This is a genomic window from Massilia sp. ST3 (genome assembly GCF_018119405.1).
GTDB lineage: Bacteria > Pseudomonadota > Gammaproteobacteria > Burkholderiales > Burkholderiaceae_D > Telluria.
Genome location: NZ_JAGPWC010000049.1, coordinates 26,070 through 38,017, shown reverse-complemented (window position 1 = coordinate 38,017; position 11,948 = coordinate 26,070). Strand labels below are relative to the sequence as shown.

Annotated in this window: 11 protein-coding genes; 7 read left to right on the top strand and 4 right to left on the bottom strand. The window is 66.5% G+C overall.

Annotated elements, in window-relative coordinates; genetic code table 11:
• The first annotated feature begins 230 nt into the window (after positions 1-230).
• The 6 genes from aroQ (at position 231) to KBW98_RS16375 (ending at position 6,040) form a co-directional block, all read left to right on the top strand.
• Complete coding sequence (gene aroQ / locus KBW98_RS16400; protein WP_211521228.1) at positions 231-662, top strand: type II 3-dehydroquinate dehydratase; 432 nt, start codon at positions 231-233, stop codon at positions 660-662.
• Positions 663-758: 96 nt separating this feature from the next.
• A complete protein-coding gene (accB, locus tag KBW98_RS16395; protein ID WP_211521226.1) occupies positions 759-1,229 on the top strand; it encodes an acetyl-CoA carboxylase biotin carboxyl carrier protein in 471 nt (156 codons plus the stop codon).
• Between the two features lie 107 nt (positions 1,230-1,336).
• Entirely contained in the window at positions 1,337-2,737 is a 1,401-nt protein-coding gene (gene accC, locus KBW98_RS16390) for an acetyl-CoA carboxylase biotin carboxylase subunit (protein WP_211521225.1), read from the top strand.
• Positions 2,734-3,687: a 50S ribosomal protein L11 methyltransferase gene (gene prmA / locus KBW98_RS16385; protein WP_211521224.1), complete on the top strand. Its 954-nt coding sequence runs from the start codon at positions 2,734-2,736 to the stop codon at positions 3,685-3,687. The genes accC and prmA overlap by 4 nt, the downstream gene beginning before the upstream one ends.
• 15 nt (positions 3,688-3,702) lie before the next feature.
• Positions 3,703-5,085 (top strand): DUF3426 domain-containing protein, encoded by a 1,383-nt coding sequence (locus KBW98_RS16380; RefSeq protein ID WP_211521223.1) that lies wholly within the window; start codon positions 3,703-3,705, stop codon positions 5,083-5,085.
• A gap of 13 nt (positions 5,086-5,098) precedes the next feature.
• Entirely contained in the window at positions 5,099-6,040 is a 942-nt protein-coding gene (locus KBW98_RS16375) for a carbohydrate kinase family protein (protein WP_211521222.1), read from the top strand.
• Between the two features lie 202 nt (positions 6,041-6,242).
• On the opposite strand, the gene KBW98_RS16370 is transcribed toward KBW98_RS16375, so the two are convergent.
• The 3 genes from KBW98_RS16370 to KBW98_RS16360 form a co-directional block, all read right to left on the bottom strand.
• Entirely contained in the window at positions 6,243-6,767 is a 525-nt protein-coding gene (locus KBW98_RS16370; protein ID WP_211521221.1) for a YggT family protein, read from the bottom strand.
• 136 nt (positions 6,768-6,903) lie between these two features.
• On the bottom strand, positions 6,904-8,148 hold the full coding sequence (locus KBW98_RS24225) for a transcriptional regulator (RefSeq protein ID WP_211521220.1): 1,245 nt from the start codon (positions 8,146-8,148) through the stop codon (positions 6,904-6,906).
• Positions 8,149-8,643: 495 nt separating this feature from the next.
• On the bottom strand, positions 8,644-9,540 hold the full coding sequence (locus KBW98_RS16360) for a LysR family transcriptional regulator (RefSeq protein WP_211521219.1): 897 nt from the start codon (positions 9,538-9,540) through the stop codon (positions 8,644-8,646).
• Between the two features lie 139 nt (positions 9,541-9,679).
• Between KBW98_RS16360 and KBW98_RS16355 the strand changes: the two genes are divergently transcribed.
• Positions 9,680-10,111 (top strand): DoxX family protein, encoded by a 432-nt coding sequence (locus KBW98_RS16355; RefSeq protein ID WP_211521218.1) that lies wholly within the window; start codon positions 9,680-9,682, stop codon positions 10,109-10,111.
• A gap of 179 nt (positions 10,112-10,290) precedes the next feature.
• Here KBW98_RS16355 and KBW98_RS16350 read toward each other — a convergent pair whose 3' ends face one another.
• Entirely contained in the window at positions 10,291-11,940 is a 1,650-nt protein-coding gene (locus tag KBW98_RS16350; RefSeq protein WP_211521217.1) for a glycosyltransferase family 4 protein, read from the bottom strand.
• Positions 11,941-11,948 lie beyond the last annotated feature (8 nt).

The following is an 11,948-nucleotide window of genomic DNA, read 5'->3' as shown; positions in this document are numbered from 1 at the left end:
CCGCGGTGAGGGTTGGCTCCTCCGGTGTCGTGCCGGATGATCTTGCTGTTAACTATCACCGCGTCGGCGGCAAAGCCGCCAACCCTACAGTCGAAAACCCAGACATTACCGAACGGTCGTACGATTCCATCTTCGGCGAACTTGCATGCATCGCCGGAGAATTTTACCGCTTGCCAATAGCTGAGCTTGGCGGCACAATGCCTGACTTTCGGGCAACCAGACTCTCAACCATGGCAAAAAAGCTACTGCTGCTGAACGGCCCCAACCTCAATTTATTGGGGACCCGGGAGCCAGCGGTGTACGGCGCGACGACCCTCGCCGACATCGAACAGGCAGCGGCAGCACAGGCCCAGGCAGCCGGCGCGACGCTCGCCAGCTTCCAGAGCAACCATGAAGGAGCCCTGATCGACCGCATCCATGCCGCCCGCGAGGAAGGCGTGGACGCCATTGTCATCAACCCTGGCGGCCTGACCCATACCAGCGTAGCCCTGCGCGATGCGCTTGCTGCGGTGGCCATTCCCTTCGTGGAGGTGCATATCTCGAATATCCATCAACGCGAAGCCTTCCGGCACCACTCCTATCTGTCGGCGATCGCGCGCGGCGTGATCTGCGGATTGGGGCCGGACGGATATCGGTTTGCCATCGACTTCGCACTTAAATAGCGTTAATCTACGTCAACTTCATGTAACAGCGGCCGCGCGGCCACCACCTTCGCGCCGGACTGCTCTCTTAAAACGAATAATTCCAAGGGGTTTCACATGGATCTACGAAAACTCAAGACTTTGATCGACCTGGTCGCCGAATCGGACATCGCCGAACTGGAAGTGACCGAAGGCGAAAGCAAGGTTCGCATCGTCAAGTCGTCCGCAATCCCGCAGAATCAAATGGTGGTCATGCCCCAGCAGGGCGTGCAGCATTACGCCGCACCGGCACAGCAGGCCGCGGCCCCGGCCCCGGCAGCCGCACCGGCGCCGGCCGTCGCCGCCGAACCGACCGGCCACGTGGTCAAGTCGCCGATGGTCGGCACCTTCTACCGCTCGTCCGCCCCGGGCGCTTCGGCCTTCGTCGAAGTCGGCCAGAGCATCAAGGAAGGCGACACCCTGTGCATCATCGAAGCGATGAAGCTCCTGAATGAAATCGACGCCGATGTCGCTGGCGTCGTCACCAAGATCCTCGTGGAAAACGGCCAACCGGTCGAATTCGGCCAGCCGCTGTTCGTGATCGGCTAAGCAGCCCCCGGCCCGGCGGCATTCCCGGCCGCCAGCTCATCCATGTCGTGTCCGGCGCACTGAGTACCCTTCGCTGCGCCGGTTTTCACTGAAACACCGAACCTACCATGTTTGAAAAAATCCTCATCGCCAACCGTGGTGAAATCGCGCTGCGTATCCAGCGCGCCTGCCGCGAGCTGGGCATCAAGACGGTTGTCGTTCACTCCGAGGCGGACAAGGACGCCAAGTACGTGAAGCTGGCGGACGAATCCGTCTGCATCGGTCCGGCCCAGTCGACGCTCAGCTACCTCAACATGCCGGCCATCATCAGCGCGGCCGAAGTCACCGACGCCGAAGCGATCCACCCGGGCTACGGCTTCCTGTCCGAGAACGCCGACTTCGCCGAACGCGTGGAAAAATCGGGCTTCGTCTTCATCGGCCCGCGCCCGGAATCGATCCGCCTGATGGGTGACAAGGTGTCGGCGAAGCAGGCCATGATCAAGGCCGGCGTGCCTTGCGTGCCGGGTTCGGACGGCGCCCTGCCGGACGATCCGAAGGAAATCGTCCAGACCGCGCGCAAGATCGGCTATCCGGTCATCATCAAGGCGGCCGGCGGCGGCGGCGGTCGCGGCATGCGCGTGGTGCATACCGAAGCAGCCCTGCTGAACGCGGTCCAGATGACCAAGACCGAAGCCGGCACCGCCTTCGGCAATCCGGAAGTCTATATGGAGAAGTTCCTGGAGAATCCGCGCCACGTGGAGATCCAGGTGCTGGCCGACGAGCACAAGAACGCCGTCTGGCTGGGCGAGCGCGACTGCTCGATGCAGCGCCGCCACCAGAAGGTGATCGAGGAAGCGCCGGCGCCGGGCATCCCGCGCAAGCTCATCGAGAAGATCGGCGACCGCTGCGCCGAAGCCTGCCGCAAGATCGGCTACCGTGGCGCGGGCACCTTCGAGTTCCTGTACGAGAACGGCGAGTTCTACTTCATCGAGATGAACACCCGCGTCCAGGTCGAGCACCCGGTCACCGAGATGATCACCGGCGTCGACATCGTCCAGGAACAGATCCGCATCGCCTGCGGCGAGAAGCTGCGCTTCCGCCAGCGCGACATCATGCTGTCGGGCCACGCAATCGAGTGCCGCATCAACGCGGAAGACCCGTTCAAGTTCACCCCGTCGCCCGGCCGCATCACCGGCTGGCACCCGCCGGGCGGTCCTGGCATCCGCGTCGATTCGCACTCGTATGCGGGATACTATGTGCCACCTCATTACGACTCGATGATCGGCAAGGTAATTTCCTACGGTGCCACCCGGGAGCAAGCGATCCGCCGCATGCAAATCGCGCTCTCCGAAATGGTGGTCGAAGGTATCCTGACCAATATCCCGCTGCACCGCGAGCTGATGGTGGACGCGCGCTTCATCGAAGGCGGCACCAACATCCACTACCTGGAGCACAAGCTGGCTTCCAAGCCGGACCTGCCGAAGGAAACCGCGATCGGCGCCAAATCGGAAACCAAGGCCCAAGCATGAGCTGGACTGAAGTCGTCATCGAGATCGCCCGCGACCACGCGGAAAGCCTGTCCGACGCCCTGATGGAAGCGGGCGCGCTGTCGGTCTCGGTCGAAGACGCCGACGAAGGCACCGAGGCCGAGAAGCCCCTGTTCGGCGAGCCGGGCATGGAGCCAAAGGAAGCCGCCTGGGACCGCAGCCGCGTGGTGGCGCTCACCGACACCGACGCGGACCAGTTCGCGATCGTCCAGGAAGCCGCCAACGCCATCCGCCTCCCTAGCGTGCCCTCGTTCACCACCCGCGCCGTGGAGGACGCCGACTGGGTGCGCCTGACCCAATCGCAGTTCGAACCCATCCACATCGGCACCAACATCTGGGTGGTGCCGAGCTGGCACGAGGCGCCGGACCCGAACGGGCTCATTCTCGAGCTCGACCCGGGCCTGGCCTTCGGCACCGGCAGCCACCCGACCACCCGCCTGTGCATGGAGTGGCTGGAAGCCCACCCGGCGCCGGGCAAGTCGGTGCTGGACTACGGCTGCGGCTCGGGCATCCTGGCGATGGTCGCCAAGAAGCTGGGCGCGGACGACGTGGCCGGGGTCGACATCGACCCGCAGGCGATCGAATCGGCGCGCGCCAACGCCGAGCGCAACCACTGCGCCATCGATTTCTACGTGCCGGACGACTTCGCCGCGGCGCCCAACGCGCGCCACGCCAAGGGCCAATTCGACATCGTGGTGGCCAACATCCTGTCGAGCCCATTGAAGCTAATGGCGCCGATGCTGTCCGGCCGCGTGGCGCCGGGCGGTTCGCTGGTCTTGTCGGGCGTGCTGGCGCGCCAGGCCGAGGAAGTGGCCGCCGCCTACGCACCTTTCATCAAGCTGGGCGTCTGGGCCGAGCAGGACGGCTGGGTCGCCCTTCACGGGACGCTCGGCCAGGACACCGCACCGCCCGCGCGCTCCACCGCCGGCTGAAGGGACCATTCCGGCATGGCGCTCGCCACCCAATGCCCCCACTGCGGCACGATGTTCCGTGTCGCCGCGGACCAGCTCAAGCTGCGCGGGGGCATCGTGCGCTGCGGCGCCTGCCAGCAAGTCTTCGACGGTAACAAGGGATTGGTCGACCTGTCGGCCAATCCGCCCGTCGCTCCCGCAGCACCCGTTCCCCCTGCTCCCGTTTTACCTGCCCCCTCCTTCGCCGACGAGCCTGCAGCAGAGCCTGCGCCTGCGCCGGCTGTCGAAGCGGACGAGCAGCCCGCGCCCGCCGCCGAAGCGCAGGCCGGCGACGAGGATGGCGTTCCCATCTACACCCTCGAATTCGACCGCACCTTCTCCCCCTTCGGCATTATCCCGCGGGTGAGCGAGGATGCCGGGGCGCAGGCGGAGCCTGCCCTGCAAGCGCAGGTGCAACCGGAACGCGAGACGCCGCTGGGCGAGATGCTGCGCGAGGAACCCGCGCCGCCCGAATCCGGATCCGAACCCGCTCCCCCTGCCATGCCGGCCGCCGCGGCGGAGCCAGGCGCGCAGGCCGCTGCCGACACCGGCGACACCGCCGTGCTCGACCTGCCGGTGGACGAGGAGCTGGTCGCCGCGCCGCCGCCCGACGCGCACGAGGAAGCGCCGCAGAAAGCGCTGGAAGCGCCCCTGGAGGCCTCCAGGCCGCGGCGCCGGGTCCCCGCGCCGGACGCCCCTCCCATGCTGCTGCGCGAATCCTCGGGCGGCCAGGCCGGCATCATGCCGCCGCCTCCCCCGCCCAAGACCCCGCGCGCCCGCGCCGCGGAGTCGCGCGCGCGCCGCTCCAAGCTCACACCGACCAAGATCGAGCCGCCCAAGCTGCGCGTGCCGGAATCCGACGAGCCGGAATTCGTACGCCGCGGCCGCCAGCGCGAACAGTCCAGCAAGGCCGTGCGCATCGCCATGGCGCTCGGGAGCGCGCTCCTGCTGCTGGCCCTGGCCGCGCAGGCGGTCCATGCCTTCCGCGACACGCTGGCGGCGCGCTACCCGGGCATGCGCCCGGCCCTGGTGTCGGCCTGCGGCCTGCTTGCTTGCCGTGTCGGGCTGCCGGCCCAGATCGACAAGCTCGTCATCGAGACCGGCGAACTGACCACGCTGGGCGGCAACGCCTACAGCTACACCACCCTGCTGCGCAACGAAGGCGCGCTGGTGCAGGCCTGGCCCAGCATCGAACTGACCCTGAACGACGCCGACGACAAGCCGCTGGTGCGGCGCGTGTTCGGCCCGCGCGACTATCTCCCCGCCACTGTGCAGCAGGCGGCGGGCATCGCCGCGCGCGCCGAGCAGCCGGTCCGGCTCCACTTCCGGCTGGAGGGCCTGGAGCCCTCCGGCTACCACATCGCCGTTTTCTACCCCTGAAGGTTTTCACATCATGACCCACACCGCCCTGATCTGCGGATCGATCGCGTTCGACAAGATCATGCAGTACCACGGCCGTTTCGCCGACACCCTGCTGGCCGACCAGCTGCACCGCGTGAACGTGTCCTTCCTGGTGCCGACCCTGCGCACCGAATACGGCGGCTGCTCGGTCAACATCGCCTACAACCTCAAGCTGCTGGGCGGCGAGCCGCTCATCATGGGCACCATCGGCCAGGACGGCGGCGACTACCTCGAGCGCCTGGGCAAGCAGGGCATCGCCACGCGCGGCATTCGCACCATTGCCGACGCCTACACGGCCCAGTGCTTCGTGACGGCCGACCAGGACAACAACCAGATCAACGCCTTCCACCCGGGCGCGATGCAGTTCTCGCACGAGAACAGCGTGGCCGAGCAAGGCGAACTGCGGGTGGCGATCATCTCGCCGGACGGCCGTGACGGCATGATCAAGCACGCCGCCGACTGCGCCGAACTGGGCCTGCCCTTCATGTTCGACCCGGGCCAGCAGCTGCCGATGTTCTCGGGCGAGGAACTGATCCGCTTCATCGGCCAGGCCAGCTACCTGGCCTGCAACGACTACGAATTCGAGATGGTGATGGACCGCACCGGCCTGACCCAGGCCGACATCGCGGGCCGCCTGGAAGCGCTGGTCATCACGCGCGGCGGCGAAGGCTCCGACATCTACGCGGGCGGCGAGCACCACCGCATCCCGGCGGTGCCGGCGGCCGAGGTGCTGGACCCGACCGGCTGCGGCGACGCCTACCGCGCCGGCCTGCTGTACGGGATCGTCAACGGCCTCGACTGGCCGACCAGCGGCCGCATCGCCAGCCTGCTGGGGTCGATCAAGATCGCGCGCCAGGGGGCGCAGAACCACAGCTTTACGAAGGAAGAGTTTGATCAGCGGTTTGAAGCGGCGTTTGGGTACAAGTTCCGCTGATCTGTAGGGCGCGCGCTGCGCTTGCGGCATGCGTTCTCGCTGTTCATAAAACTTGGGTTCCCGCCTTCGCGGGAATGACGTGCTAAGGATGTTGGCCACTTGAGATTGCGGTGGCCCGCAGCTTAAAAACCGTCATTCCCGCGAAGGCGGGAACCCAAGTTCGTTTCCGAGCCACGCCAGCTTCGGCGCAGCTCCAGAAAAATCACATGAACACCTGCCGCAAAACGAACTGAATGATCTGGATGAGCACCAGCGCCACCAGCACCGACAGGTCGATCCCGCCGATCGGCGGCACCACCTTGCGGATCGGCCGCAGGATGGGCGTGTTCAGCGCGTGGATGAAAGGCGCCAGCGGCGCATGCGGGTTCACCCAGCTGAAGATCGCATCGATGATCAGGAGCGCCATGAAGCCGTACAGGATCCAGTTCAGGAAGCGGTAGAGCGCCCCCAGCAGCACCATCTCGCCCGTCGCCCCGGCCAGCAGCAGCACCGAGCTGGCGATCAGCACCACCAGGAAGGCCCCGATCAGGCTGGCCCAGTCGTAGCCGCCCATGCCCGGCACCAGGCGCCGCAGCGGCAGCACCAGCCAGTCGGTCAGGGTGAAGGTGAACTGCCCGATCTGCGCCGGTGGACGCACGCGGATCGCCTGCATCCAGAAACGCAGCAGCAGCAGTCCGCCGAGCAGGCCGGCGGCGGTATCGACGAGAAACTGAAGAATAGACAGCACGAACACTCCTCAAAAAAAAACCGCTGTGCGAACGATCACACAGCGGTATTTTGCCTGAACCAGGCAGGACTGGCTATGACGCGCGGAACGGGCTAGCCCAAGCTTCACCCGGTCCGGCGCGCCACGCCGGCCGGCCTTACGGACGGCTGCTGGTCGGGAACGGCCATGCGGCCGGCGCCAGCACGGTCTTCGCGGCCGGGGTGCTTGCTGCCGGCTTGGATTCCGCCTTGCCGTCGGCCTTGCTGTCGGCCTTGGCTTCCGGCTTGGCTTCCGCCTTGCCGTCGGCCTTGTTCTCGACCTTGGCTTCCGGCTTGGCTTCCGCCTTCACTTCCGGCTTGGCTTCGGCTTTCTTGGCGGCCGGCTTGGCTGCAGGCTTGGCAGCGCTCTTGGTCGCTGCAGGCTTGGCGGCTGCGGTCTTGGTTGCAGCGGTCTTGACCGGCGCGGCAGCTTTCTTGGCGGCTGGTTTGGCAGCAGCCTGGGTGGCAGTCGCGCTCGACTTCGACACTGTCGAAGCTCGCTTGGCAGCCGGTTTAGCAGCAGCTTTGGTCGCGGTCGCTTTTTTAGCTGCCGGTTTGGCGGCGGCTTTGGTCGCGGTCGCTTTCTTGGCTGCCGGTTTAGCAGCAGCTTTGGTCGCGGTCGCTTTCTTGGCTGCCGGTTTAGCAGCAGCTTTGGTTGCGGTCGCTTTCTTGGCGGCTGGTTTGGCGGCGGCTTTGGTCGCGGTCGCTTTTTTAGCTGCTGGCTTGGCGGCGGCTTTGGTGGCGGTCGCTTTTTTAGCTGCCGGTTTGGCGGCGGCTTTGGTCGCGGTCGCTTTCTTTGCTGCCGGTTTAGCAGCTGCCTTTTTCGCTGCCGGCTTGGCGGCGGCTTTTTTCGCTGCCGGTTTAGCGGCTGCCTTCTTCGCTGCCGGCTTGGCGGCGGCTTTCTTCGCTACCGGTTTTGCTGCTGCCTTGGTCGCGGTTTTCTTGGCTGCCGGTTTTGCTGCGGCTTTCTTTGCTGCAGGTTTTGCGGCTGCTTTGGTTGCGGTCGCTTTCTTTGCTGCCGGTTTTGCGGCGGCTTTGGTTGCGGTCGCTTTCTTCGCTGCCGGTTTAGCAGCTGCTTTGGTCGCGGTCGCTTTCTTCGCTACCGGTTTTGCAGCGGCTTTCTTTGCTGCCGGCTTGGCTGCCGATTTAGCGGCCGACTTGGTGGCGGTCGACTTGGCGGCGGTCTTGGTAGCAGCGGCTTTCTTTGCTGCCGGCTTGGCGGCGGCCTTGGTGGCGGTGGCCTTGGCTGCCGGCTTGGCGGCTGCCTTCTTGGTCTCTGCTGCGGTTTTCGCGCCGGCCTTCGTCGAGGACGAAGGCGCGCTCTTTGCTGCTGCCTTTGCTGCTGGTTTCTTAGCGGTTGCCATTTTTCTTCTCCTTCATCTGCGATGAAATATAACGCTCAAGGTTGGAAACCCGCCCGGACATTTGCATGTACATGTCCCGGCGAATTATTCATCGACCCACACCCAACACGATGTAGGCCAATGAATCCGGCACCGGCTGAACTGCTGCAACTCCTCACTGTTGCAGCGCTTCAGCCAACGTCGACAGGTCACCGTCCAATTGCGTTTCACACCGCTACCCTTGCGGGCGCGAAAAGAAAAAGCCGCCTTGCCTGAACTTGGGTCAGGCAGTGCGGCTTGTTCTTTTCGCTTCGCTTAAGTGCATACCGAGTGGATCAGCGTCCTATTATTGATCGATTGTTTGTCCGGATGCCCGCGACAATAACACATGTTCTCGTTTTGACAAATTCAATCACGTAAAGAACATGAAAACTTTGTGAGTTCGCAACCGAGCAAGCGCCAAAATGGCTCGCGATTTGCGTCGATGCGCGACCACATCGCGCAAAAAAATCGGCCTTACACTGCCTCGCATTTCAAGCGGTCGACGAACCAGCGGCCCGCCGGTCCCGGCGGCTGGTCCTTCAGGTAGATCGCGTGCATCGAGAAGCCCGCGCCCAGCAGCGGATGGGTCTCCGGTTCAAGGCGCACCAGTGCGCCGCTGGCGATATCGTCCTCGACCATGTGCAGCGGCATGCTGCCCCAGCCCAGGCCCGCGCGCAGGAAAGCGTGTTTGGCGCCGAGGTCCGCGAGGCGCCACACCTGCGGCGACAGCACGCCGTAGTTGCGTCCCTCGGTCAGTGTCGAGCGGTCGGTGAGCACGAGCTGCACATGCTTCGCGGCTTCGGTGCGCAATACCTGTCCCTCGATCGCGGCCAGCGGATGGTTCGGCGCCGCGACCACGGCCGCGGGCACGCCGAGCAGGAATTCGGAGGCGCAGTCCGGCGGCACCTCGGGCAGCGAGCCGATCACCGCGATGCGGCAGCGGCCGTCGAGCAGCGGCTGCACCACCGCGCCCAGGGCCTCGACGTACAGGCGCAGCGGCGTGGAGGGGAAGCGCTGGTGGAAGTCGGTCACGGCGGCGGTGAGGGTCGCGATCGGGAACATCACGTCGACCGCGACCGCGAGTTCGGCCTCGAGTCCCTGCGCGAGCGTGCGCGCCCTGGCCTTGAACGCATCCATGCCGTCGGCCGCACGGCGCGCGTCTTCCAGCAGCGCGCGGCCGGCTTCGGTCAGTTGCGGATAACGGCCCGAGCGGTCGAACAGCGCGAAGCCGACCTGCAGTTCGAGATTGGCGAGCGTGTGGCTGACCACCGACTGCGCGCGGCGCAGCTTGCGTCCCGCCGCGGAGAAGCTGCCTTCGTCCGCCGCGGCGATGAAGGTGCGCAGCTGGTCCATGGACATCCCGTCGAGCATCTATCGCCTCCTTCGATACAAGTCATCGAATTATATAGGCTACCTCGATCGGTTTCTTCTGCCTAAGATGGGATCCATGCACTCCACGACAGTGCCTGATGCAGCGAACACTCAACGACCACACACGAAAGGAAGCACCATGAACACCACCCTGAACACCGGCGCCGGCCAGTCCGTCATCCCCACCATCGGCCGCATCCTGATGGCCGCCATCTTCCTCGTCAGCGGCGTCGGCAAGGCGCTCGCACCGGCCGGGACCATCGGCTACATCGAGTCGGCCGGCCTGCCCTTCGCCACGCTCGGCCTGGTGCTGGCGGTGGCCATCGAAGTGGGCGGCGGCGCGCTGCTGGCCTTCGGGGTCAGGACGCGCCTGGTGGCCGGGCTGCTGGCGGTGTTCTCGGTGGTGACGGCCCTCGTGTTCCACAACGCGGTGGGGGACCAGAACCAGCTGATCCACCTGATGAAGAACTTCGCGATGGCGGGTGGCCTGCTGCAGGTGGTGGCGTTTGGCGCGGGGGCGTATAGCGTCGATGCGGCGGGCGGGAGCAAGGGTGTGGCGCGGGTTGCCTGAGCGTTGATGTGAGTTAGCGGCGCGGGTGCGGCTGCGCCACCTTCAACCATCACCGCGTGGACGGCAGAGCCGTCCACCCTACGGGTTTTTTCCAGTCGCAGGGTGGACGGGTTTCCCGTCCACGCGTGATACGCGAGGTTTGATCCACCGCGCACGAACCGGCGGCGGAGCCGCCAATCCTACCCTTCCGTAATCCTCAGCATGTCCATCTTGCACAGCCAGGCCAGGCCGCGCAGCAGGGTGGGACGGTCCCAGCGGCCGAGCGTGTCGATCAGCTCCTCGATCTGCATCGGCCGCGGGCCGATGGCGCCGAAGATCAGCCCGAACTCTTCCAGGGTCGGCAGCGAGGAAGCGGCGAAGCGGTTGATCGCCAGCTCGCGGTAGGCGCGCACCAGCGCCAGCGAGGCGTCCGGCTTCAGTTCGACCAGCGAGGCCGCGGTCAGCAGCTTGGTCGGGTAGCTGGCGAACAGGCGGAAGGGATCCGGCCGGTCCGGCGCCTGGGCCGGCAAGGCGGGCGCCATGATGGGGTCGGCGCGGCGCCGTTCCGCCAGCTCGTCGAACAGGGTGCCGTAGCGCACCAGGATCGCGCTCCAGTCGAACTCCTGCCGGGCGCGCGCGCGTCCGCTCTCGCCCATCCTGCGCCGCAGCTCGCCGTCGCGGATCAGGCTGCCGTAGGCCTGGGCCAGGCCGGCGCCGTCCACCGCCACCGCCTGGCTGGTGTGGCCACAGTACATGTCGAAGCTGTCCACCCCGTCGTCGTAGCGCATCGCCAGGTCCAGCCCGGCGCCCGGGCCGGGCATGATGGTCGGGATGCGGTAGCCGTCGACGCCGTCGCGCACGGTGTCGCGGTAGCCGTCCCAGTCCGACACCACGCAGGGCAGCCCGGCGGCCATGGCCTCGGCCGGCGTCAGGCCGAAGGTTTCCTGCAGGTTGTCCGAGAGCGAGGTGAAGATGTCGGCGGCGGCCCAGGCGTCGCGCTTGTGCTCCGCCACCCGCCCGTCCAGCTCGACCAGGCGGATCGAAGGACAGAGCAGTGCGGCCGCTTCGCGGAAGGCGGCGCCGATCGCCTCGCTGGCGAACCAGCCGCACAGGATCAGGTGCACGCGGCGCCCGCCCTTGTCGGCGCGCTCGAGCGCCGCGAACATCTGCTGCGGGTGGGACTTGGCGTGCAGCGACAGACGGCCCAGGAACAGCACGGCGACGTCGTCAGGCCCCATGCCGAGCCGCGCGCGGGCGTCGGCGCGCAGCGCTTCGTCGGCCTCCAGCTCGGCGCAGTGCACCCCGAGCGGAATCAGGGGCAGCTGCGGCAGCTCGAAGCGGGTCGCACCCAGCCGCGCCTGCAGGTAGGCGGCCTGCTCCTCGATCAGCACACGCACGCTGTCGCGCACCACGCGCGAAGTGCACACGATGGCGTCCCAGGCGCGCACCGGCGCCACCAGCAGCTGGGCCACCATGCTCATCATCTCGTGGCTGGCGGTGGTGTGGGCCACGCCGCACAGGCTGTACTGGCGCTCGCCGGCCTGCAGGCGGCGCCAGGCCAGGCGCTCGATGCCCGGACCGGGGTGGTAAAGGCAGCCGAAGTGCGCCAGCCCCTCCGGCGCGGAAGGCGCGATCCAGCGCGCCAGGCCGCGGTAGCCGTCCGCGCGCAGCGCCGCCTCGAAGGCCTCGAAGTAATGGCGGTCGGCCGCGAAGCAGCCGAGTTCCGCCAGCCCCTCGGCCTGGGCAACCGCGCGCAGCAGGCCGACGCCGGCGGCCTGGCGGCCCATCAGCTTTTGCCCGGCGACGGAAAACGCCTCGGGCAGGTAGTGCAGTGCAAAGCGGTCGGTCATGCCATCTC

Coding starts and splice junctions, on each gene's coding strand:
- aroQ (WP_211521228.1), top strand. CDS start 231: ATGGCAAAAAAGCTACTGCTGCTGAACGGCCCCAACCTCAATTTATTG.
- accB (WP_211521226.1), top strand. CDS start 759: ATGGATCTACGAAAACTCAAGACTTTGATCGACCTGGTCGCCGAATCG.
- accC (WP_211521225.1), top strand. CDS start 1,337: ATGTTTGAAAAAATCCTCATCGCCAACCGTGGTGAAATCGCGCTGCGT.
- prmA (WP_211521224.1), top strand. CDS start 2,734: ATGAGCTGGACTGAAGTCGTCATCGAGATCGCCCGCGACCACGCGGAA.
- KBW98_RS16380 (WP_211521223.1), top strand. CDS start 3,703: ATGGCGCTCGCCACCCAATGCCCCCACTGCGGCACGATGTTCCGTGTC.
- KBW98_RS16375 (WP_211521222.1), top strand. CDS start 5,099: ATGACCCACACCGCCCTGATCTGCGGATCGATCGCGTTCGACAAGATC.
- KBW98_RS24225 (WP_211521220.1), bottom strand. CDS start 8,148: ATGGCAACCGCTAAGAAACCAGCAGCAAAGGCAGCAGCAAAGAGCGCG.
- KBW98_RS16360 (WP_211521219.1), bottom strand. CDS start 9,540: ATGCTCGACGGGATGTCCATGGACCAGCTGCGCACCTTCATCGCCGCG.
- KBW98_RS16355 (WP_211521218.1), top strand. CDS start 9,680: ATGAACACCACCCTGAACACCGGCGCCGGCCAGTCCGTCATCCCCACC.
- KBW98_RS16350 (WP_211521217.1), bottom strand. CDS start 11,940: ATGACCGACCGCTTTGCACTGCACTACCTGCCCGAGGCGTTTTCCGTC.